This is a genomic window from Pedobacter sp. AC212, assembly GCF_979258625.1.
Genome location: NZ_OZ409870.1, coordinates 4,845,339 through 4,869,874 on the forward strand (window position 1 = coordinate 4,845,339; position 24,536 = coordinate 4,869,874).

At 43.5% G+C, this 24,536-nt stretch carries 18 protein-coding genes; 7 read left to right on the forward strand and 11 right to left on the reverse strand.

Annotated elements, in window-relative coordinates; all coding sequences use genetic code 11:
- The first annotated feature begins 5 nt into the window (after positions 1-5).
- The 4 genes from ACZZZC_RS20785 (at position 6) to istB (ending at position 7,050) form a co-directional block, all read left to right on the forward strand.
- Positions 6-1,988: a hypothetical protein gene (locus tag ACZZZC_RS20785; protein ID WP_090985861.1), complete on the forward strand. Its 1,983-nt coding sequence runs from the start codon at positions 6-8 to the stop codon at positions 1,986-1,988.
- A 654-nt stretch (positions 1,989-2,642) separates the two neighbouring features.
- A complete protein-coding gene (locus ACZZZC_RS20790; protein ID WP_463488080.1) occupies positions 2,643-4,628 on the forward strand; it encodes a hypothetical protein in 1,986 nt (661 codons plus the stop codon).
- A gap of 103 nt (positions 4,629-4,731) precedes the next feature.
- Positions 4,732-6,306 (forward strand): IS21 family transposase, encoded by a 1,575-nt coding sequence (gene istA / locus ACZZZC_RS20795; protein WP_463487539.1) that lies wholly within the window; start codon positions 4,732-4,734, stop codon positions 6,304-6,306.
- A gap of 18 nt (positions 6,307-6,324) precedes the next feature.
- The gene (gene istB / locus ACZZZC_RS20800) at positions 6,325-7,050 is read left to right on the forward strand and encodes an IS21-like element helper ATPase IstB (RefSeq protein WP_463487538.1); all 726 of its coding nucleotides are present in this window, start codon (positions 6,325-6,327) and stop codon (positions 7,048-7,050) included.
- A gap of 773 nt (positions 7,051-7,823) precedes the next feature.
- On the opposite strand, the gene ACZZZC_RS20805 is transcribed toward istB, so the two are convergent.
- The gene (locus ACZZZC_RS20805; protein WP_090985867.1) at positions 7,824-8,003 is read right to left on the reverse strand and encodes a histone H1; all 180 of its coding nucleotides are present in this window, start codon (positions 8,001-8,003) and stop codon (positions 7,824-7,826) included.
- 411 nt (positions 8,004-8,414) lie between these two features.
- Between ACZZZC_RS20805 and ACZZZC_RS20810 the strand changes: the two genes are divergently transcribed.
- Genes ACZZZC_RS20810 through ACZZZC_RS20820 form a run of 3 tightly spaced genes read left to right on the forward strand, consistent with a single transcriptional unit; the run spans position 8,415 to position 11,289 of the window.
- On the forward strand, positions 8,415-9,617 hold the full coding sequence (locus ACZZZC_RS20810; protein WP_090985869.1) for a di-heme oxidoredictase family protein: 1,203 nt from the start codon (positions 8,415-8,417) through the stop codon (positions 9,615-9,617).
- Positions 9,618-9,619: 2 nt separating this feature from the next.
- A complete protein-coding gene (locus tag ACZZZC_RS20815; RefSeq protein ID WP_090985871.1) occupies positions 9,620-10,066 on the forward strand; it encodes a QcrA and Rieske domain-containing protein in 447 nt (148 codons plus the stop codon).
- Complete coding sequence (locus tag ACZZZC_RS20820) at positions 10,063-11,289, forward strand: hypothetical protein (protein ID WP_056095202.1); 1,227 nt, start codon at positions 10,063-10,065, stop codon at positions 11,287-11,289. Before ACZZZC_RS20815 ends, ACZZZC_RS20820 begins: the two co-directional genes overlap by 4 nt.
- 66 nt (positions 11,290-11,355) lie before the next feature.
- Here ACZZZC_RS20820 and ACZZZC_RS20825 read toward each other — a convergent pair whose 3' ends face one another.
- From ACZZZC_RS20825 to ACZZZC_RS20870, 10 genes are all read right to left on the reverse strand, one after another.
- Complete coding sequence (locus ACZZZC_RS20825) at positions 11,356-12,057, reverse strand: HD domain-containing protein (protein WP_146202961.1); 702 nt, start codon at positions 12,055-12,057, stop codon at positions 11,356-11,358.
- Positions 12,058-12,064: 7 nt separating this feature from the next.
- Positions 12,065-14,014, reverse strand: a complete 1,950-nt coding sequence (locus tag ACZZZC_RS20830) for an LTA synthase family protein (RefSeq protein ID WP_056095210.1) — start codon at positions 14,012-14,014, stop codon at positions 12,065-12,067.
- 3 nt (positions 14,015-14,017) lie between these two features.
- Entirely contained in the window at positions 14,018-14,266 is a 249-nt protein-coding gene (locus tag ACZZZC_RS20835; RefSeq protein WP_147273669.1) for a hypothetical protein, read from the reverse strand.
- Between the two features lie 98 nt (positions 14,267-14,364).
- Positions 14,365-14,541 (reverse strand): DUF2188 domain-containing protein, encoded by a 177-nt coding sequence (locus tag ACZZZC_RS20840; protein WP_167398035.1) that lies wholly within the window; start codon positions 14,539-14,541, stop codon positions 14,365-14,367.
- Between the two features lie 22 nt (positions 14,542-14,563).
- On the reverse strand, positions 14,564-15,250 hold the full coding sequence (locus ACZZZC_RS20845) for a DUF1345 domain-containing protein (RefSeq protein WP_056095215.1): 687 nt from the start codon (positions 15,248-15,250) through the stop codon (positions 14,564-14,566).
- A gap of 9 nt (positions 15,251-15,259) precedes the next feature.
- On the reverse strand, positions 15,260-16,003 hold the full coding sequence (locus ACZZZC_RS20850; protein ID WP_316845000.1) for a ZIP family metal transporter: 744 nt from the start codon (positions 16,001-16,003) through the stop codon (positions 15,260-15,262).
- Positions 15,993-16,526, reverse strand: coding sequence for a divalent metal cation transporter (locus tag ACZZZC_RS20855; protein WP_316844999.1), 534 nt, complete (start codon positions 16,524-16,526; stop codon positions 15,993-15,995). The genes ACZZZC_RS20850 and ACZZZC_RS20855 overlap by 11 nt, the downstream gene beginning before the upstream one ends.
- 3 nt (positions 16,527-16,529) lie before the next feature.
- Entirely contained in the window at positions 16,530-18,722 is a 2,193-nt protein-coding gene (locus tag ACZZZC_RS20860; protein WP_316844998.1) for a heavy metal translocating P-type ATPase, read from the reverse strand.
- A 148-nt stretch (positions 18,723-18,870) separates the two neighbouring features.
- A complete protein-coding gene (locus ACZZZC_RS20865) occupies positions 18,871-20,103 on the reverse strand; it encodes an efflux RND transporter periplasmic adaptor subunit (RefSeq protein ID WP_316844997.1) in 1,233 nt (410 codons plus the stop codon).
- A gap of 10 nt (positions 20,104-20,113) precedes the next feature.
- The gene (locus ACZZZC_RS20870; RefSeq protein WP_316844996.1) at positions 20,114-24,496 is read right to left on the reverse strand and encodes a CusA/CzcA family heavy metal efflux RND transporter; all 4,383 of its coding nucleotides are present in this window, start codon (positions 24,494-24,496) and stop codon (positions 20,114-20,116) included.
- Positions 24,497-24,536: the final 40 nt, after the last annotated feature.

Consider the following 24,536-nt stretch of genomic DNA (forward strand, 5'->3'; position numbering starts at 1 on the left):
TTTAAATGCATCATCTAAATAATGCCCTCTCAAAACTAAATTCTGTCTTTCATTCGACTTGGACAACTGCATTATCATCAGTTTTAAGCTCGGATAACATTAATGACGTTAACAACAAACTTGCTGCACAGGTTGCAATTCTTGGCATTATAAACAGAATTTCGAATGAATTTTATAAGGAGTTAAATCTTTCTATAGTATCTGGTGAATACGTTAATGATTTAACAATTTCAGATACCAAAATATCTGAAATTGAAAGTTTTATTTCTCTACAGGCAGTTTTTGACGTTCCTCGATTTCCAAATATGCTCCAATATTATCAAGATATATTTGCAGAGGGGTTTTTACAACCTATTAGGTTAAATTTATTACAATATAGAGCTTTACTAAAGGTTGTAGGAAGACATATAGCACATCAACCAGGTTCAAGCATGCTATTTCATGAAATAGCTGACCCACCACCAACAAGTAGAAGATTTACAACTACAGCAACTAAACTGTCTGAATTGTTCAATTTCAATGTTAAAGTAGCTGAAATTGACCACACACTAAGTTTTGAAAAAAATACTTTTAAACAACTTTTACTCCTCCAACACAAGTTAAAGAATTTTGCTATTGCTAGTGACGAACTTGAATTGATTTCGGACAAATGTGATTTTTTATTATATAAGTTATCCTTTAGACTAGAGCAATCAAATAAGAAATTTCACTACGTAATAGATTTCAACTACTCTACCTTAACTTTAAAAGAAGTTAATCGTTTTTCTAAATATACAGACATCATAAAAGGCCACTATGGAAAAAATGCAACTGTTATAGCATTTAATCAGCGATCGGCAAATGCTCAAGGTAAGTTAGATACAACTCCAACAACGCTTAACCTAGATGAATATCACTCTTTGATAAAAAAAATCAAGGATGTAGATAAGAATGTAGAATCATTAAATAAATTAAACACAAATTATAGTCTAGCCTACAACCAGCGCATTCTTGGAGCATTGAGCGATTTTGATCGTCGTGCATATGACATTGACATGTGCTATATTGAAAATAATCTATTCTCATTAGAACTAGAAAGAAAGCTGATAACTTTAGATAATTGGGAATCAAAGCTTCAAACGTACACAACGAGGGCTGAATCTTTAAATAACAGCAACTTCTTCCCTTTTTACAAAATTATTGCTGAATTTTTAGTTCCTGAAATTGAAAAACAATTTAAGATCAATAATGAGGAAAGCCTTAAAGTAATTAATAAATTGCTTGATAAGTATGATAAATACTTAACTTCTTTGATTATTAATGCAACAATTTGTGAAGAAACAGATTACATAGCATTCCAAACAGATTATGCAACATCCTTAACTCCAATTAGGCTTAGTAGTGGTTTTACTTACAATTGTTTTGTCTCCTCATCATTTGTTCTCCCAATAGAATACACAAAATTTAAGGATGAAATTGACATATATAAAACTAAATTAACAAAATTTAGAGCTATGTATGATATACAGGATCTGTTACAAACGGATCACAAAACGATTCAGGAAGTCAAGGAGGAAATTGAAAAGACAGATAAGCGACATATAGAGATATTATCTATCTTTTCGGCATTAGTATTGTTTGTATCTAATGAAGTTCAAATTTTCAGCAAGTTAACAAAATTAAGTGACGCAATAATTTACTCACTTTCCTTCGCTTATGGGCTTGGCTTATTTGTTTTGTTAATTTGGTTTATTACTCGATCAGAGGGCGTTAGAAAAACTCGAATTACTAATACTCACAAACTAATTTTTGGCGTTTTCGCGTTAGGTTTTATACTTCAGGTAACATTTTTAAGATATCCCCATTTATTCAAATCAGAAAGAGATAATAAAATTGATAACTTAAGCTTTAAAATTGATTCAGCAAAAAAGGAACTATCTCTCGACACAGCAATTCAAAAATTAGTTAAAAAGGATACTTTACGAACCAAAGTTGCTCAGAAAAAATAGTGATTGTTTAACGATCCATATTCCTTTTTTGGTGATCAAACATTCCATTGCAACCATAATTGACTGTCATTATCTTCAATACAAAAAAATAATATTTCTGCTGGAGATGTCGGAAAAAGTGTTTTTTATCCTTAGTAATTTCGGGAATATTGACGACAAGGGGATTTCAGCAAAAATGGCTACCCGTTCCGCTTTTAAGCTATCACCTCATTTCGCTTTAAAGTGACAACTTTATTTCAGGGCAAACTGGGCGTTCTAATCTTTCGATCAGCTTTTTTCGTGACTGGCTTTCGGGAACATTCTTATAATTTCTGCATTAATATATACTCCTAGGAGCATATCTTCGATTCGGGATGGACTAATATGGGCCTTTCGCTATTTTGGAGGATTATGGCGTTTTTTCTGCATTCTGGCACCTATGAATGGATCTTGATTTTTAGAACCGTCTGAATTTAGTATTTCCGGTGGTAGGATGGATTAAACAAAAAAGTCCTGAGGAAAACGGTTTGGATTAGAATTGTATATTTGTCCAGAGGGAATGGAACTTAGATGTACATCATCCGGTAATCAAATTGGCAGTCAGTTTAAAGCGAACCAGAAGCGTCACTACAGGTTCTTCCCCAGTCATATCAAAATTCCTAAAAAATAACGCTCATGAAATACGATATTCACTCAATAATGTCCTACGAGATTTTTCTGCTTGGACAATACCAAATTGTTACCAAAGGCCTTTTTTACGTGAATGGTAGTTATTTCATTTACTGCCCTGATATTACGGAGACCACCCTAGCCATTGATGGCTCCAAAATCCATGAATGGTTTAGGTTACACAAAATCATGGGCACTTTAATCTTTTTAGTCAGCGAAATACCTGAATCTTCCGTGCAAATCGATGATCAAATCAAACAACTTACATCTCCAGGAACGGGATATCTCCTTACAAGGGCAGATGTTGGGTATGAGCTCAAATTGCTAATACCAAAAATTTATCCGGACTATGAAATCTTGGACAGCATGCCAATCACAGTTTCTTTCCTTGAAGAAGTTTCGGAAGATGGATTTAGCAATCTTCGAAAAATCTTTCAAGCGGCAAAATTCCAAGTTGAAATAAACTTTGTTAATAGCAAAATGCCCCATGTGAGCAAGCCTGAAAAAGAATCGATCTTCAGAAACATCCAAACATATAGAGATTTAAAAAACAAACTTTCACCAGTTTTAAATAAAGCATGGGAGGAAGAAGAGGATACATGGTTAGATAAAAGGCAAAAAATAATTAATGCTAGTCCAAAAGAGTTCGGTCCGTATCGTCCTGTCTCACTTCAAAAGAGATTATTCAGGTGTTTGATCGACTGCAGTTCAGGTTTTTCCGAAAATATTAGAAATTACTTGACAATGTATGACCAGATTTGTCTTGTTGCACCACATTCAGAATACATGAATCAGACATTGGTTGCATTGGGTCTTTCAAAAAAGGAATTGCTCGAGTTGCATAAATTGGGAAAGTTACAGCTCCTTTTTCCAAAATCTATAGATTATTATGACCAAAATTTTGTCCTAGAGTTATTAGAAACCAAAAAGGAAAATGTTCATCTTTCCAGAACGGTAACAACAATGACAATAATGGAAATGAAAAAACGAAATCCATTATTATTCCCCCCCTTGTCTATACAAGAAAAGCAGGTGTTGCTTGGAGCAATCGATAAATCAGTTCCGGTCTTGACAAAGAACAAACGTTTTGCAGATGCCATCCGAAAAACAATATCGGAAACAGGAAACATGTGGATACGCCTTCCTAATGCGATGAACCAGCAGGATTCCATTGTATTAAGTAGTTATGGGACCATCAATCTTATGGGACCCATATTTGAGTTAAACGAAAATCGGGATTTGAAATTGGAATTCATGACGGCTATACCTGCCGTAGAAATGGCTGCAAGTACTGGATCAGTTCTAGTGCCGACGACAGTCCATGGATATGATACGACAAATGTAAGTTCTCTGATTGCAGACCTCTATTCTGGGACACCAAGGGCAGATTGGGTCTTGCATAATAAGAATTTCACAAATTTCACGGCAGAAAATATTTTGGCTGTCAGCGCCAATCTTCCAGTAATTGAACTTGCTACGACTTTCGATTCCGTAGAAATACAAAGATTCAGAGATCTGGTTTTAAATATATCTAAACACCAAAAAACCCATGAAGATGTTTCAGAAACAGTAGAAGCTTATAACCATTTCGTTAGACAGTATGAAAAGAATAAAAATAATCTTTCCGCATGGAACATTAAAGGTTTTGTCATTGGCCTGATAGGAAAGGCCATGCCGGGTGTCCCGATGGCATCGTGGTTAATCAATCACGCCCTCAAACATATTATCAAAATTAGCGGTAACGCCCCAGAGCTAATCAAAATTGTAGAAACGATAGAAGCAGAACTGCAAGGGGGAATACCAGATGCAGTATTACTGGATATTCCGCTCTATAGTTTACCACCATTCCGCTGGATATATTACCAGCTATTCCGCTGCATAGCTTACCGGCATTCGGAAGGAAATATTACCAGGTATTCCATTTCAAAACTTACCAGGTATTCCGGAGCAAAGTTTACCATTTGTAACGGTTCAAGGCTCTTAACCGCCTGACATTCCGACACAAAGGTTACCACTTATTCCACGGCAAAGTTTACCATTAAGAGTGATTTACTACCGTTTCTTATAGTTTTGATCAGGATCAAATTATATAGAGATGGCAAATAAACTACTCAGTATGCAAAAAGTAAGACAGATACTCCTGTTTCTTAAACGTGGTTACTCTGAGCGTGAGATCGCCAGGCAAACAGGGGTTTCCCGACCGACCATTCATCTCTATTCGAAATTGCTTAAGGCTACCGGCACCGATTACGATGTGCTCTTTAATATGGGAGACCATGATTTAAATACCCTTGTCCATTCCCAAAAGGAACAAAAGGATGAGCCCATCGATCTAAGAAAGTTTCATTTTCAGCAACAGGCTGGTTATTTCCTTCTTGAACTTAAGCGTGTTGGTGTTACCAGGTTCTTGTTATGGCAGGAGTACCTAAAGTTATATCCATCAGGGTTTCAGTATTCAAGGTTCTGCGAACTTCTGGATATTGAGCTTTCCTCAAGAAAGCCCAGTATGCGTATGGAGCACAAGCCAGGTCACCTTCTGGAGATTGATTTTGCAGGCTCAAGACTTGATTATGTTGATCGCGATAGCGGTGAGGTAATAGAATGTCCTGTTCTGGTTGGAGTACTCCCATTCAGTAGCTACTGCTTTGTTATGGCGCTTCCGGATGCATCCCTGGTTAATGTTATCGGTGGTCTCAACAAGATGTTGGATTATTTCCAGGGAGCTCCGCTGAACATTATCTCTGATAATATGAAACAATGGGTGATAAGGACATGTAAATATGAACCTACTTTTCCTGAGCTACTGGAGCAATGGGCATTGCATAATAAAGTAGGCCTCTTGGCCACCCGTCCGGGTCGGCCAAAGGATAAACCATCGGTTGAGAATCAGGTGCTCATTTCCTATAGAAGGGTCTTTGCGCTTTTACGCAATGAAAGCTTCTATAGTCTGGACGAACTAAACAGGGCTATTCTTAAAAAGGTAGACGAGCACCACCAGTTAAACTTCCAGAAAAAGAGCTATAGTCGGATAAATCTCTTTGAGACTGAGGAAAAGCCACTATTGCAGCCCCTGGCCGCTCATCCATTCGAGCTGTCCCACCACACAAAAGCAAAGGTTCAGAAGAACTATCATGTAGTGGTCGGTGAAGACTGGCATTTCTACAGCGTACCATTTGCTTATCTGGGCAAAAGCGTAACCATCATTTATGATTCAGACCATGTGGAAATCTATTATCAACTTGAACGAGTTGCGATACACAAGCGAAGCTTTAAAAAGCATGGCTATACCACAGATCTGGAGCATATGCCGGAAAATCACAGAAAGATTGCTGAAAGGCGTGGTTGGGATCCTGATTATTATTTACTGAAAGCCGAGCAAAACGGCCAGGCCACCCATCAGTTCTTCAGTAAGCTGATGGAAAGTAAGATCTCCATTCATCAGGCTTATGGGCCATGCCTTGGAATACTTAGGCTGATAAGTTCCTTTGGAGCGGTGCGGGTTGAGAATGCCTGCAAGAGAGCCTTAAAAGGATATAAATATAATTATGGGGTACTAAACAATATCCTATCCAACAATATGGATCTCCAGGAGGATACTGCTCCGGAAGGTTCACCAATCCCCGACCATGGCAATCACAGGGGAGCGGCAGCATATGAGACGCTAAACTAGAAATCAATTCCATATAAAATGAATAAACAATCAACACTGGATCAGCTTAATTCACTTAGGCTACCCGGCATGGCAAAACGTTATCAGGCCATGTTAAACCTACCTAGTCATCAACAGGAAGATGCATATTCACTGGTAGCAATGCTCTGTCAGGCTGAAATTGAACATCGCAACTTTCATCGAACCGAGAGGTTGTTGAAAAACAGCAGGCTTCGTTACAATGCGCTGCTTGAGGAAGTGATCTGCAAACCGGAACGTGGACTGACCAGAGAGATGCTTGGCCAGTTATCTGATGATAGTCTGGTCAATAGATCTCAGAATATCCTTATTCATGGGCTAACCGGTTGCGGGAAAAGTTACCTTGCCTGTGCTCTGGGAAGGAATGCCTGCTTGATGGGACACAAAGTACTATATCTTGCCATGAATAAATTCCTGGAGGCTATCGGGCAGGCAAAACTTGACGGAACCTACCTAAAGTGGATCAAAAATATAGCTGCACATGCAGTTGTTATTCTAGATGACTTTGGACTCAAGCCGCTTTCCCATGATGCAAAACTTGGACTGCTTGATATTCTTGAAGACAGGTATGGAAATGGTTCAATCATCATAACCTCCCAGCTTCCGCTGGATAAATATTATGAGTTCATTAACGAACCGAGCCTTGCAGATGCAATACTTGACAGACTGACAGCATCGGCACATAAAGTTGAACTCATGGGCGAATCTTTGAGAAAGAAAAAATAAACCTTATTATTGTTAAACAAAAAAGCAACTCTTATAATAAACCAGCTATCGCTGGTAACCTTTGTGTCGGAAAACCTGGTAAGGTTTCAACGCGGAAATACTGGTAAACTTTTCTCGGAATATCCAGTATTACTAAGCAAGATGAGGGATAAAGTCAAAAAAAAGATGTAATCCACATATATGAAAGTTTCTTTTCACTTTGACTATTTAATCGAAACTAACTAAATTTATAAAACAATATAGTTCTTATGAAACTTTGGTTCTTTCTCAGGCTTTGCATTAATATTGCCAAAGCATTTAGCACGATATCACCATAAATAACGAAATAGAGAGACTAAATACCATGTATTATTAATAACATCTTCACCACTTTTTCAAAATTTCCTACCGCTTCACAGTGCTCAAATAAGGTCGAGCTTCCGCAGATTGACTCTACCCAATAAGCATAAACCGGAAAATCCTTTAATAATAGAAATGAGAATTAATCAAAGGTGAGTTTTTGGCATCAAAGCAGAATTAACAAAACTCAAAAAACTAATTCACAACTAATTACACCACTAGGTTCAACACTCTTTCGCCTCAATCCAACACATCATTTAAAATTCCTCCTTTGCAACAGGGATAGTAGCGGATACCTGCCCAGCGCCTAAAGCCCGAAGGCGTATGAGCGGATAGCCCGGCTGTTGCCCAAACAACAAAGCACGCCGAACCCTATAGACGTAAAAAGCCACTTATTCATACCAGTGGCCTTATTTCCCAAAACAGTCTCTTGTTTATTTATCGTTATTTTTTTTCTCTGTAACTTCAGCCCTTATCTCTTGAGCCAAAACCTTAAGGTCCTGCATTGCCTTACGTACTCGCGTACCAGCCGCTGCATTTCCACCATCATAAAATTTCGTTACATCGGCTTCTACTGAAGCAATAACTTCCTGCACCTGTTTGAATTTGTCCATAACTGTTTTTTTTAAAGGGCCCGATGACCACGGTATTGTTTTTTATCTAGGAAACCGTATTCCAGCCCTAAAACTAAACATTTCAACCAAAATTCGAAAAGAACTTTAAAAATTCCGAATCCAGGCACCATTGCCTGCCCTTTTTACATCTGCTTACAAAGGATAAACCGTGGCATCCGCCAACAAAATACCCTATCCGGTGAAGTTCCTGATTTGAAAGCAATAGATGATTTACTGTTTCGGTTTATAATATCGCATTCCGTGCTTTTGTTAAAAAAGTAGTTCATTTTGGGAGCCGTGCATTATAATTCCGACACCGTTAAAATCAATCTAAAAATAAATTTAGATAAATCTAAATTTATTTTTAGTCTTTTCTATTTTTAATATTAGATTTACAAAAAATCAGATAACATGCAGAAAAGATTACCCATTGTCCTGCTTTCACTTATGAGCCTAGTTGCTATAATGGTGTCCTGTGAGAAGATAATCCCTTCTTCTCCAAAAGAGGATGAAATTCTTGATGGCCCGGTGGAAGGACTCAGCTATGACCAGCTCAGACGTTTCGCTTTGGGAGATGCGGCCTTTAACAATGAGATATTTACTCCTGCGAATGGCCTTGGTCCTGGCTTTGTTGCAACCAGCTGCGGAAGCTGCCATGCTGGAGACGGCAAAGGCCATCCCTTTACTACGCTGGTCCGTTTCGGGCAGACCGATGAGACAGGCAATAAATTTTTGGACCAGGGAGGCCCACAACTGCAGAACAGGGCTATTCCCGGGTACAAACCTGAGCAAATCCCAGCAGGCGCCAGCTTTTCAAAATTTACACCGCCTGCCAATACCGGCCTTGGCTTTCTCGAACTGGTAGCTGATGCAGATATACTAGCTATGGCTGACCCCCAGGATCTGGATAATGACGGCATTTCTGGTGTCCCAAATTACGCAGTGCTTCCGTCATATGTTCAGGCCTTTAACAACGCTATTGCACTGAAGGGAAAATATATCCATCGTTTTGGAAAAAAGGCGGCAGCATATAACCTGCTCCACCAGACTGTTAATGCCTACAACCAGGATATCGGGATAACTTCAAGCTTTGATCCTGTGGATGCCTATACGCGGATGGTGATTGATCCTGAAATTTCCACACTTACAGTGAATAACGTGGTGTTTTATCTACAGACGCTAAAAGCGCCCATACAGCGCGATGCCGGAAATGCCGAAGTTGAAACCGGCAGGAAACTGTTCGAAAAGATCAACTGTTCAGGCTGTCACAAGCCTACCCTAAAAACAGTTTTTTCCCCAGTGGTTGCTCTATCCAACAAAGAATTCCATCCCTATACCGACCTGCTGCTTCACGATATGGGACCTGGGCTGGACGATGGTTATACGGAAGGATCGGCTAAGACCTTCGAATGGAGGACCCCGCCCCTATGGGGACTGGGACTTTCGATGAATTCACAGGGTGGATCTTATCATCTGCTGCATGACGGAAGGGCAAAAAGCATCGAAGAGGCGGTAACCCTTCATGGAGGAGAGGCATCTGCAAGCCGCAACAGGTTCAACCAGCTGTCTGGGGCAGAAAGAAATGCCATGCTGAGATTTTTAGAATCACTATAGAAATGAAAAGAAAAGATTTTATAAAAGGCTGTGGAATGGCCTGCCTTGGAGGCCTTGGGATCACCACGTTGATCAGTGGATGCAGCAGCCTGGTGCCGGCGACGGGCGAGATTGCAGGGGATAACCTGGTCGTAGAAATGAAGGACTTTGAACTCAGACAGGGAAAAAATGTCCAGTTCAAAAGATACATTGTAGTCAGCAATGACCTGCTCCGATATCCCATCTGTATCTACCGGCATGATGAACTGAATTATTCTGCACTATGGATGCAGTGCACCCACCAGGGAACCGAGCTCCAGGCTTTCGGAGACAGGCTTCAATGTCCGGCCCATGGAAGTGAATTTGACAATAAGGGCAGAATGACAAATGGTCCGGCAGAAGCAAACTTAAGAACTTTCCCCATTACCATAGAAAAAACCAGGATCAAAATTTCACTGAAGGCAGTATGAAAAAACTCTTTACGCTTATCATATCTATTGGTATCGGTCAGATGGCTTTTGCCCAGATCGACCCGAAACTTTTAAGGGCCAAACCCAGTGATACAGCAAAAAACTCACTCAACATGGATGCAGTTTATGAACGGCCTTTTATTGCCGTGGGAAAACTTCCGGTATCAGTGGGCGGGTATATGGAAGCCAACTGGCAGTATCAGGGTACAGACGGGATCTCTGAAGGACAGCAGTTCCAGTTCAGAAGGATGACGCTATTTGTAGCCTCAACCATTTCCAAGCGCATCAAGTTCCTTTCCGAGATCGAATTTGAACCTGCTGAAAAAGAAATAGCGGTTGAATTTGCTGCGCTGGATCTGGAACTGCACCCCTTGCTTAATTTAAGGGGTGGAATGATATTAAATCCCATTGGTGCATTCAACCAGAACCATGACGGTCCTAAATGGGAATTCACCGACCGTCCGATCGCCATGACACAGATGCTGCCTGCAACCTGGAGCAGTGCAGGATTCGGGATTTATGGCAAGAACTATAGCGGTGACTGGATGCTGGGCTACGAGTTATATGCCACAAGCAGCTTTGACGATTCCATTATTGCAAACCCTGAAAACAGAACCTCTCTGGCTGCCTCAAAAAGGAATCCGGAAAGGTTTGAAGAAATTGCAAGCGGGCAGCCGCTTCTAACGGGAAAGGTTGCGGTACGCAGGAACAATATAGGCGAACTCGGCGTATCCTATATGGGAGGTGTTTACAATAAATGGCAGTCGGACGGAATTGTTATCGATGACAAACGCAGGTTAAATGTTTTCGCCATAGACTTTAACACTACACTTCCCAAACTTAAGACCTTCATCACCGCTGAGTGGGCATGGATCAGGGTAGATGTTCCCGACACCTATTCCCAGCAGTTCGGGAGCCGTCAGATGGGCGGATATATAGATATTGTTCAACCTGTGATCAAAAAAACGATTCTGGGCTGGCAGCATTCTGTTGTAAGTTTAGCCTGCAGGGTAGAGTATGTGGACTGGAATGTAGGGAAGTTCAGGGAGACCGGCGGGAATATTGGTGATGAGCTTTTCAGCGTAATGCCCGGCATCAGTTTCAGGCCAAGGCAACAAACCGTGCTGAGGTTTTCCTACCGAAAACAGTGGCAGAAGGATATCCTTGGAAACCCGCCTGCCAGAACCGGAGCGGTGCAGTTCGGGGTGTCAACCTATTTTTAATGATACCTGCCAGGATAAAAGCGACAAGAAGCCTAAGAGTATATCCCATTCATTGTCCAAATCCATTTAGGGTGTTTGGCCTGATTTATTTTTTATGCGTTCCCGCACCAAATGGATATTATTTTGCTTTCCCTGCGAGAGCATAGACTTGCAATAAGGCGTAAAAAAACGGTGGGCTGATAGAAATGCAAGTGTTTCTTTATCCCAATGGCTTAGGTCCACATCTGCCCTTTTCTGCATTTCGCGCGCAACCTTTGCATCGGTGATGAGAAATTCCTCATTGCCCAGGTTATAGGTATCCGCATCACAGATAATTTCTTCAAGGATATTGCTAGGGCTATGTGGAATGGAGGTGGAGAGTATGCAGCGGCCGATGGCGGAAATGATATCCGGTGCAATCCCTTTATCTGAAAGAAACTCTTCCATCAGCCGCACGCTTCGATGCTCATGGCCGGCAGGAGGCCCAGTTAGCTGCCCGGTGTCATGAAACCATGCGGCAGAGAAAAGTATGAATTCCTGAAGGTCATCCAGGCGAAAATTGGAAGCGATTTCCTGGGTCCTTTTGACCACAAGTCTGGTATGATCCAGATCGTGGTATGCCAGGTCAGCCTGCCAGTGCTCCTCAAAAAGATAGCTTACATAAGCTTGAACATCTCCAATAAGCATACTGAAGATGTTTCTGCGCCTGCGCTTAAAAAAGTATTTACCTGTTAGCAGGATCACAGACCCCGCTAGCACACAGATCAATAATAACTGATAATAATTCATAATATTCTTATTTTTTTAATCCCCCTGTCCTAAAGAGATAATAGGCACTCTGATAATAAGAAATGGCTTCCCTTCCAAGTGTTTCAGAAGATTTCGCCGAGGTCTGTGTATTGGTTTTGAAATCATAATGATAGCTCTGCGGAGGCTTCCTTGGACTGAGTACCACAAGGGTGTCGCTACGGAGATAACCGAGCTTTTGATAGGTTCCTAGCAAGATCCTTGGGCGGTACCCGGCTGATCTAACATCCATACCGAAGTTATTGCTCTCAAAGTCCCATTTCAACAGGCCGAACAAGGTTGGATAGAGATCTATCTGTGAGCAAAGGCTGGGAATTATTGAAGGGGGCTGTCCATTGAGGTTGTATATCATCGCCGGGATATGGTAACGGGAGATATCAATCTCGTTCTTTCCTGCGCTTTCCGCGCAGTGATCGGCAACGAATATAAACACGGTATTGCTGAACCATGGCTTTTTCCGGACCTGTCTTAAAAATTCCCCAATGGCATAATCGGTATATTTTACTGCGCCCTCTCTTCCCGTGCCTGGTGGGATATCTATCTTTCCTTTGGGATAGGTAAAGGGCCGATGGTTGGAAGTGGTCATGACAAAATCGTAGAAAGGTTTCTTTAACGAGTGCCTTTTATCCGCATCACGGATTACCGCAGCGAAAAGATCCCCGTCCGAAACGCCCCAGGCATTTTCAAAGCTCACTTCGCTATCGCTCAGGATGGTCCGCTTTCCCAGATAGGCATCACCCATTGTAAGCTTCCTCCCCCTATCTGTTATGTCATAGCCATTGCTTCCGAAGAACTGGTTCATATTGTCAAAGTAACCGTCCCCGCCATAAAAAAAGCCTGTGGAATACCCACGTTTGGAAAAAATACTGCCTATTGTGCTCAGGTTTGCATTATTGCTCCTCCTTACAATACTATTCCCCGGTGTTGGCGGAACGGCGAGGGAAAGCGCCTCCATCCCTCGCACGGTACGGGTGCCTGTTGCATACATGCGCTCAAATAGGATGCTCTCTTTGGCCAGCGAATCCAGAACAGGTGTCAGTTTTTGTGTATTGCCAAAAGTGCCCATATAATCAGCGCTGAAACTCTCCATGACCACCATGATGACATTGGGTTCCGTCTGGCCATTACCGGCCAGAACCGATCTACGTACCGAAGGACCTTTGAAAATAAACCTGCTAGAGGAAGAGGAGAGTTCTTTTCTTACCAAATTGAAGGCAAGCTGATTTGTGAGCATCGGATAAAACTGATCGTAGCTAAGTTCATTCGCCTTGAAGGCCGCTACGAAAGAATATATCCCTGCTTTGGAAATTTCTGCCGCATAACGGTTACCGCTTTTATCCCCCCAGGAGTTATCTATCTCGATCGTATAGAATATTGCTGTCAGAATGATCAGGGCTGTATTTACCGATCGACGGGCAAAAGGTGTAGCAGACTCGAAGCTCTTCCTGAACGCCCCCTTCATAAGATAGTTCCATAAAAAGGAGATTATGACAACAGCTGAAATCAAAAGCGGCAGCGGATAGGACTCGTTGATGTTGTGCACAACCTCATAAGTATAGACCAGATAATCTACTGCTATAAAGTTAAAACGGCTCTCAAATTCCCGCCAAAAAGTAAATTCTGCGAAAAAAGAAAATACCGAAATCAAGACCATCAGAAAAAGAAGGATATGGGTAAACACCTTGTTAAATCCAGTCCTGTTCCATTTTTGGGGAAGGATGAGCAGATAAAAGGCATAAATTACACTGAAATATGTGGCCACCCCAAGATCGAAGACGAATCCTTTAGCAAAGGCGGTGAGGATTTCTCCAAATCCCAGCCCCGCCTTTCCGAGCGAAATCGCAGTAAAACTGATCCTCAGCATGGTCGAGACACAGATGAAGAAAAAGATAAAGAAATATAGTACACTATATCGGCTTTTCATAAAAATCTGCTTCATGGTTTATTTTTTAGATCCGGGGGTGTTGATAACAGAATCGTTGTTTTTTTCGTTGGTATCCTTGTCCCAATGTGAATTATAGAAATGTTTGGCTTTAAAATAAATGGCGAGTGCCAGCAGCAGCGCCAGTATCCAATAAAATACCATCAGGAAAACCGATTTCTTTGGCCCCTTGGCCTTTTTCTTTTTTGGAGCTGTTCCCCCACCCCTGGCAGCAGCAGGCCTGGGCCTGTTGTTTCTTTTGATCTGCATTTTATTCAATGTTTTAAGATCGGTCAGGAGCCTTGTGGATACCTTTCCGCGGTTTGGATTATATTTTGTGTGATCAGGGGATAGTCTTTGCACTGCCATTATCCCTCCAGGCTGATAAACCATTGCTGGGCCCTGTTGATGGCGACCTCAACAATATTGAGCTCGCTTACCTCTTTGGTAATTCTAAGTTCGTTGGCGATCTCGATCGCTTTTTCCCTTACCCTTGGGTCAAGGTCCTTCATCTCAAGTGGAAAATTTTCTGGTGTCCAGTCCATAGGTTTTTAGTTTTAAATTAAATTATTTTTGGATCATGCCCGAGAGCACATTGATTGTCAGGGCAACTATTACTGTATTAAAGGCAAATGAAAGAACACCGTGCATCCATGCAAGCCTTCGGATCCGTTTGGAGGAGATTTCTACGTCAGATACTTGAAAAGTCATTCCAACCACGAAAGCGAAATAGACAAAATCCATATAATCGGGATCTTCTCCTCCCGGAAAGATCAGTCCTCCGGGTTTTTCTATTTTTCCTTTCTTCTCATGCTCGATGTCACAGTAATAGAAATGTGCATATCGCATGGTAAAGACCGTATGAACCAGCCACCATGAGCTAACCACGCAGAGCAACGGAATAACGATAGTCATAAAAAGGCCCTGATCGGTCTTTTCCGAATTTTCACGCAAAAGGATAATAATGGAAAAAAGACTGGCGAATGCAGCAGCTATGGCAAAAAGAAAAATGAGCGTCCTGCTTGAATCCTGCGCATGGGCATCGTGTTTTATCTGACTGGGATGCGAGGAGCTAATGGTTGTCCATGCAAGCGCTATGCTGGTTGTTGCATAGCTTAGCCATACAACCATCAACCTGACAGAGGCTTCCAGTTCCGTAGCATAGCAAATACCAAGGACGGCAAGAGCAACACCCAGGGAGAGGTAAAGTTTATGGTGCGCATCGAACTGACTGATTTTAGCGATAATATTCATCGGTTTAGATTAAATAATGAGCCCCAGAACCATAAACAGAAGAAATCCTAAGAAAAAAGCCGCGGTAAAAAATGGAGAATCCTTTTCTTCATGGGCTTCGACAAGAAGTTCCTCGGTAACTAAAAACAGTAAGGCTGCGCTACCAAATGAGAGCACAAGTTCCAGTACTTTTTCTCCTGTAAAATGCAGTATAAAAAAACCTCCCCCTGTTCCCAATAGAAGAACCAGGCCAAATAGCGAGAGCACCCTGATCAGCCTCCTTTTGGAATTTCCAAGCTTGGTCAGCCTGGTACCTACTGCAAGTCCCAGCGAAAGGCATTCCATCGCAAGTGCCAGTGCAAGCAGGGTTCCTTCTTTTGATCCCGCTGCAAATCCTATCCCTAAAAGAAGACCGTCCAAAAGGAGGTCAATGCCTACCGCGATAAGCATTCCCCAAGGCAACAGCTTGCTGTCGTTTGTTCCGCCCATTTTGAGCTCAAGCCTGGCGGTATACCATTTGATCAGAAGCATGGCCGAAATACCCAAGGTAAAACCTATAATTATCGAGGTTGTATCATGGATCCTAATCATATCTGGCAAAAGCTCGACTGCCACGACTGAAAAAACTACCCCTGCAGCAAAGTGGAGGATCGTACTCTGCACAGCAGCCGTCGGCTTTTTCCAGGTTACGATCATGCCACCGACTATAAGTAAGACGACCGGAAACGCTGCAAACAGCAGTATGTTTAATGAAATAAGTTGTTTAGCCTGCATAATTCTTTCTTAAATAAAATCTATAGGCACCAAAGGAAAGGCACCCCAGATTGAGGTCGAGGCATGTGCCGATAAGAATCTCCATGTGGGTCAGGAACAGATATTTCAGAACTGAGCCAAGTGTCGAGTAAGGCAGATAGATGATGAAGAATAGAAGTACTCCGGTAAAGAGCACACTAAAAACAATTGCATGAACGGCAGGAAATATGAGATGCTCCACAGCGTCCATATCAGCGATATCGGCACCAATGTTCAGGACGATTGCCAGCACGCTGAATATGATCAACAGGTACAATACCCATTTTGGATAGTGTTTCCTAAGCATTGTGGTCAGCCTGATACGGTCGCAATCCTGGACTGCAGCCTGCAAGGGGAACGTGATGATCAATGTCCAGAGTGCTGCCAGACCATATTTTGCACCGCCCTGTGAATAGGTGGAAATACCTGATGGGTCATCGTCACTCGCACCGGTAACGATGCCCGGCCCCAGGGCTTTCAGGAATTTTTTAACCTTTTTGAACATGCCTTATTTTTTCCTCTTTTTCGGTGCTTTTTTATTATGTCCGTTGTCGTAAGCAAGTAAGCGCAGCGCATTAAACACTACGACCAGCGTCGATCCCTCGTGGGCGATTACTGCCGGTCCGATCGAAGCGACACCCAGTATGGTCAGTGGAATAAGTGCGGCGACAACACCAAGGGAAATCCAGAGGTTCTGTTTAATGATGCCCCGGGCTTTACGGCTAAGCCCGATGGCAAAGGGAAGGCTTTCCAGCTTATCGCCCATCAGGGCAATATCTGCTGTTTCCAAAGCAACATCAGATCCCGCAGCGCCCATAGCGATACCTACGGTACTTTTGGCCATGGCCGGGGCATCATTCACGCCGTCTCCCACCATCGCAACCATTTTTTCTGATTTGGCGAGTTTCTGTACTGCCTTGACTTTGTCTTCCGGCATAAGGTTGCCCCATGCCTCGGTTACACCGATCTGTTTAGCTACCGCTTCTGCAACCTGTTGGTTGTCCCCGGTGAGCATAATCATTTTTTTGATCCCCAGCTCTTCGAGTTCTTTAAGCACATGTTTTGCCTCTTCACGGGGAACATCCATAAGGGAAAGAATGCCGATGAAATCTTTATCGACCCTGACAAGCATTGAAGTATGTCCGCCCTTTTCCAGCTCTTCAACCTGTTTGAGAATATCTTCGGGTATTCCATCCTTTTCAAAAAGGGCCTTGTTTCCAATGAATACTTTTTTACCGTTGACCTCAGCCTGAACACCTCTTCCGGTAATGCCTTTCACGTTATGTGCCTCAGGAACGGATTTTTTCTTCATCTTTTCGAGTGCGCCTTTTACAATTGCCTCGGCCAGCGGGTGGTCGCTGAGTTTTTCAACTGCAACAGCGATCCCCATTAGTTCTTCTTCCGATATGTCGTTCAGTGGAATCACGTTTGTGAGCTGGGGCTTGCCTTCGGTGAGTGTTCCGGTCTTATCGAACGCGATGGCGTTGAGTTCGCCCAGATCTTCCAGTGGCCGTCCTCCCTTTATAAGGACTCCGCCACGTGCAGCCCTTGCAATACCGCTAAGTACTGCGCTTGGGGTAGAAATCGCCAAAGCGCAAGGGCTGGCAGCAACCAGTACGGACATCGCGCGGTAAAAACTTTTGCTAAAAGGCTCATCAATAACCAGGAATGCAAAACATAGTGCGGTCACCAGAACCAATACTACCGGAACGAAATACTTTTCGAACCTGTCGGTAAATAGCTGCGTTGGGGATTTTTGTTTTTCCGCCTCATTTACCATTTTGATCAGGCGTGAGATGGTCGAATCCTTGGCTTCCCGGATTACCTTAACCTCCAGAACCGAGGCTCCGTTGATTGTTCCGGCAAATACACGAAACTCGGGCTTTATGGTTTTTTCGGCAGAATAGTCCTTTGATGCGTCCGGTATGGGTGATTTGTCCACTGGCACACTCTCACCCGTAATAGGGGCCTGGTTGACACTGCCCTCACCCTTTACAACCACTCCGTCTGCCGGAATTTTGCTGTTGGGCTTGATGATAATGACATCTCCAAGCTGAAGATCTTCAATGCGCACTTCAGATTCCTTGCCATCCCGGACAACCAGGGCTGTCGGGGGAGCCAGACTGGTAAGGGCAGCTATAGATTTTCTTGCCTTGCCCATCGCATAGTGTTCCATCGCATGTCCCAGACTGAACAGGAAGAGCAATAATGCGCCTTCGGCCCAGGAGCCCAGGATCGCTGCGCCGATTGCGGCGACCAGCATCAGAAAATCGATCTCAAAGCCACCTTTCAGTATAGTTTCAACTGCTTCCTTGGCCGTAAAGAAACCGCCAAAGAAATAGGCTGTTATGTAGAGTGCAAGGCTTGCCCATTCGGGAACACCGTCTATGAAAGAAATTCCAAATCCTATCCCCAGCGCCGCGCCACAGATAAAGGCGAAGATCATTTCCGTGTTCTTCCCGAAAATCCCGCCATGTTCATGATCATGGCCTTCCTCTTCAGCATGGTCAAGATGAGCCTCTTTCTCCTTTTCAGCTTCTTTTCCCTTCCTGGATGGTTTTTCAGAAATAGGCTGTGAAGAAGTTTTGGTTTCTTCCTTTTCCGGATTCGCTTTTGTTTCTTTGGAATCTGAGCCTTCCTTCCGGACTACGGGCTTTTTGTCAGATGATTTGCTTTCGGATTTTTTCTTCTTGTTTTCCATATCGGGGTAAATTGATTTTTGTTGAATATTCAGGGCAACCGCTTTATCTGTATTCTCTGCCCGTGTGGGTCCACTTTTTTTAAAAAGATGCCTCCCTAACGAGGCACCTTTTATTCAATGTGTGTACTAAAAATTCTTTGTGGGGACTTTACTCTTCTTCGCTGTTCTTCATTTTTGACAGCAGATCATAAGTGCCCTTAAGCACAACCTTGCCTGTAAAATCCCGTCCCGAAGGCATGGTTACCTCTATATAACCGCCATCGGATATACCCGTTGTAACCTCTACCATTTCAAAATGATGGCCGGCCTCAGTGGCGCCATCTTTGTTTCCGGACTCGTTTTTTGCCGGTTCCTTTGCCTTTTTGTCCGCCGAGTTCTGGACGAAAATGTATTTTTTGCCCTCAAAGTCTACAACCGCTGCAGAAGGCAAAGCCATTACCTGCACGGCACCTGTTTCGATGAAAGCCTTAAGGTAGGTACCAGGGATAAACCCGGCGCTTCCCTGGGCAATAGCATGAACGGTCACGGTCTTATCGGCATTGATCTCACCGCCTACCAGCTGTACGACAGCAGTCCGCTGGGTTGAATCATTGGTGAGTGAAAAAAGCACCTTCTGTCCTTTTTTTACCTTTTGTGCATCTTTCTCGAAAACGTTGAGCTCAACGTGGAGATTCGAACTGTTTACGATTTCGAACATTGCATCATTGGGGGCCACAAATTTGCCCGTATTTACGTTAACCTTGGTTACATAGCCATTGATCGGCGAGTAGATATTTATCTGGCTACGGATATTGCCGGCGTTTAGCGAGGACGGATTGATATTGATCAGTTGAAGACGTTGCTTTAATGCATTTTCCCTTGCAAGATTTCCCAGATAAGCTGCTTTGGCCTGTTGGAGTGTTTTTTGAGCATTAACGTTTTGCTGGGCAAGGGTCTGTTGTCTTTTGTATTCAGAATCCGAAAGTTCAAGCTGGCTTTTGCTCTCCAGGTAATCCTGTTGCATCTGCACATATTCCTGATTCTGGAGTATGGCAATAACCTGACCTTTGCTCACCTTTGTCCCCTGTAAAAGCGGAGTGGATTTTACAATACCGCCCATCTGAGTGGTAATGCTCACCAGGTTCTGTGGTGGCACGTCAATAAAGCCATTTACTTTCAGCATACCGCTGAGTGCACGGAGCTCGGGACTTCCCAGCTCTATCCCTACAGACTTGAACTGTGACTGGCTGAGCTCTACTGAGTTGCTTTCCTCCGTGGCCGTGCTGTCTGCAGGGGCTTCTGTTCCAGCGCCATCTTTTTCCTTGCTGCCGCAGGAAGAAAGCACTACTGCCAGTGCCCCTATGTAAGATAATCGGCTGAGGGCTTTTAATATTTTTTTCATTTTTATATTGTTATTGACCTTTTAGGTACTGTAATGTGTATACTGATTGATTGTATTGGTTGATGGCCTCCAGATAGCTGAAGCGGATATCAGAGTAGGTACGCAGGGCCTGCAGATACTCTACATAGCCGATCTCCCCTGCCTGAAATGCAATCTGGGACTGCTTTAGGATCAGGTTGGCATTCGGCAGGGCACTGTTCTTATAATAGGCGATACTTCTGGAATTTTTCTGAAGGTCCTGGAAGGCCTGCTCATACCTTCCACGAAGATCTGTCTGGGAAAGGATAAAATCGCTTTCGGCTACCTGCTTATCTATCTTTGCGGCTTTTATCCTTGAGGAGAAAGGCTTAAAGAAAAGCGGTATGGAGATCCCGGCGGAAACTCCCTGAAAACGTTTGCCTCCATTAAAATAAAGATCCTGACCGCCAACATTCTGTGCTCCGATAATGGACTGGTTGAAATAGCCGATACTGAAATCGGGGCCGGAGCGTGAGCGCTCGAGCCTTACCGTCTTGTCGGCAATATCTATCTGCTGGGCCTGCAGCGCAAGAATTGGATTTTCTGATGTAACGGTATCAGCCTGGCTAACATTCCAGACTACCTGGCCAAAGTCCGCGTTCATGATACTGATCTGTTCCCTGGTATTCAGCAAACGCTTAAGTTCGGCGATATAAGCAAGGATATCAGCTTCGTTCTTGCTCATCTGGTTGCGAACCTCATTATACTGAGTTTCGGCGGTAGTTTTTTCAAGCAGATTGGTCTCTCCTGCCTGGTACCTCAATGAGGCGGCCTTCAGAAAGTTACTGTAAACACTGTCCTGGCTTTTGTAAAGCTTTTGAAGGGCAATGAAATAGCCCAACTGGGCGTAAACGCTTTTCACCTGATAGGAAAGTTCTCTTTGTGTTACCTGAAGGCCGATTTCGGCTCCCCTGATCTGCGCATCATACAAGTTGCGCTGACTTTTGAACAGCCCCGGATAGGGTATGTTCTGAGAGGCCGAAAAGTTATTGTCGCGTTTGATGGTATTCATCTGTCCGTACTGCACCTCAAAGCTGGTCTTTCCAAGATCTGTTGAGGATCCCCTTAGCGCCTGTTGCCTGCCAATCTGCAGGGTTGAGGATTTCAAAGCCTGGTTATTACTCAATGCTGTGCTCAAAGCCTGCTCAAGGCTCATACCCTTGGTGGGAAGGGTCTGCGCCTGCGCCTGTCCCGATAAAATGAAAAGTCCAAAAAACACCGCTAGGGTAACTACAGTTGTTGGAAGGGCAGTTTTTTTGCTTTTCCAACCTTCAAAATAAGTATATAGCACTGGAAGTACGATTAAGGTTAATATGGTGGAAGTAATCAGTCCCCCGATTACTACGGTTGCTAACGGTTTCTGCACCTCAGCGCCTGCTGCACTGGATATTGCCATTGGAAGGAACCCAAGAGAGGCTACAGTTGCGGTCATCAGTACAGGTCTCAGACGGATAGCAGTTCCCTTGAGGACAATGTCCCTTATACTATATTTATCCATTTTTTTCAATCTGTTGAATTCGGTAATCAGTACGATTCCGTTGAGCACGGCTACCCCGAATAATGCAATAAATCCAACACCGGCGGAAATGCTGAAAGGCATTCCCCTCAGGATTAATGCAAATATTCCCCCGATTGCGGCCATCGGAATAGCAGAAAAAATCAGTATCGACTGTTTTACAGATCCAAATGAGAAATACAGTAATAGCAATATCAGTAAAAGTGCAACCGGAACGGCAATAGAAAGCCTTTGTGTCGCCTCTTTTAAGTTTTCGAACTGCCCTCCATAGGTAATGTAATATCCTGCGGGCATTTTGATCTGTTCGTTTATTTTCTGCTCAATCTCTGTTACCACACTCTGGATATCACGGCCACGGACATTCAGCCCCACTATGATGCGCCGTTTGGTATCCTCACGTTGAATCTGGTTAGGGCCGATCTTAAACTCTATGTCAGCAAGTTGGTCAAGGGGAACCTGATTGCCGTTCGGGGCAGTCACATAGACATTTTTAACATCATCAATACCCTGGCGGTTCTGTTGGGAAAGGCGAACAATGATATCGTAACGCTGCTCTCCCTCGTATACCAGCCCCGCAGACTGTCCTGCAAAAGCAGTATTGAGTGCCTGGTTAACCGTTCCTATGCTCAATCCATATTGTGCAATCCTGTCACGGTTGATCTTTACCACTATCTGCGGCAGACCGGTTGCCTGTTCCAGATAGAGATCTTTTGCGCCCTCTACACCCGAAACAATTTTCCCGATCTTTTGGGATATACTGGTGAGGGATTCGAGGTCATCTCCGAAAACTTTGATCCCAATATCCTGTCTAACTCCCGAGATAAGTTCATTTGAGCGTAATTGGATTGGTTGTGAAAAACCGAAGCTCACGCCGGGAACTTCTTCAAGTGCCTTACTCATCATCTCTGCCAGTTCTTCCCTGTCATGGGTAGTGGTCCAGTCTTTTTTATCTTTGAGTATTATGGTCAGATCACATGCTTCCATTGGCATGGGATCGGTAGGAATCTCGGCAGCACCAACCTTACCAATTACTTCTTTCACCTCTGGAAATTTTTCTACAAGGATTTTTGAAGCCTGATTTACTTTATCAATAGTCTGGGTAAGGGAACTGCCGGTAAGTAGCCTGGTTTCTACCGCAAAATCACCTTCCTCCAACGTGGGAATGAATTCTCCCCCCATCCGGGTAAAGATAAAAATACTGATGGCCAGAAGAACAACCGATGATGCCACAACAATTATTCTTTTATTGAGTGCAGCCTTGATCATTGGAGTGTAATGGCGCTGGAAAAAATCCATCATCCGATCTGAAAAATTCTTTTTGTGGGCAACTTTTTTGCTTAAGAACAGCGAGGAAACCATAGGAACATAGGTAAGGGACAAAATAAAGGCTCCCAATATGGCAAAGGAAACGGTTTGTGCCATAGGACCGAACATCTTGCCTTCAATACCTACAAGGGCAAGGATGGGAAGATAAACGATCAGAATAATGATCTGTCCAAATGCCGCAGCGCTCATCATCCGCACGGCAGATTTTTCAACCTGCTCATCCATTTCGGCCTGTGTATAAGCGCGGCCAAGCTTATTCCCAGAGAGGATGTGCATTGTGGCTTCCACAATAATTACGGCCCCATCGACGATAAGTCCGAAATCTATCGCGCCAAGACTCATCAGGTTTCCCGATACGCCAAAAAGGTTCATCAGGGAAATCGCAAAAAGCATAGCTAGCGGAATCACTGAGGCAACAACCAGCCCGGCCCTAAAATTCCCAAGAAAGAGAACCAGGACAAAAATAACAATCAGGGCGCCCTCGATCAGGTTCTTGGCAACTGTACCCATGGCACGATCAACAAGCGCACTTCTATCTAAGAACGGCTCAATGGTTACCCCCTTCGGTAGAGTTTTACTGATTCTGTCTATCTTGGCCTTTACCTGTTTTACCACGTTATTGGCATTTGCGCCTTTTAGCATCATCACGATACCACCAACGGCTTCACCTTCTCCATCCTTTGTGGCACGGGTAAGTGCACCATAACGGATCGAACTGCCGATCTGTACGGTAGCTATATCGTGTATAAGCACCGGGATACCGTTTGCATTGTTTTTGACAACGATCTTATTGATGTCATCAAGATTGCCGACCAGGCCCTCGCTCCTGATAAAATAGGCATTGGGCTTTTTGTCTATATAGGCGCCGCCCGTGTTCTGGTTATTCTGTTCCAGGGCAGCGAAAACATCGCTGATACTCAGGTTCAGGCTCCGAAGCTTATCGGGATCAAGCGCAATTTCATACTGCTTTAAAAGGCCACCGAAACTGTTGACCTCCGCAATGCCCGGCGTTCCAAGGAGCTGTCTTCTTACGATCCAGTCCTGGATGCTGCGCAGCTCGCGTGCATTGAATTTGTTTTCGAATCCAGGCTTTGCATGGATCACATACTGGTATATCTCCCCAAGTCCTGTTGATATGGGGGATATTTCCGGATTACCTAGTCCTGATGGGATGTTATTCTTGGCCTCGGCAAGCTTTTCGTTTACCTGTTGCCGGGCCCAGTAGATGTCAACATCATCTTGGAAGACGATGGTTACAACCGATAGTCCGAACCTTGAAATGGAGCGTACCTGCTCTATTTCAGGTATGGTGGACATGGTCTGTTCTACGGGATAGGAAATAAGTCTTTCCACCTCCTGGGTAGCAAGGGATGGGCTAAGGGTTATGACCTGAACCTGATTATTGGTGATATCGGGAACGGCATCAATGGGAAGTTGTCTCAGGGAATATACGCCCCATGCGATCAGCCCCAAGGTGAACAGGGCTATTACAAGCTTGTTCGCTATTGAAAACTGAATAATTTTTTTCAGCATTATTTGTTTAATTAAGTAAAAAATAAAAAAGCCAGATCAA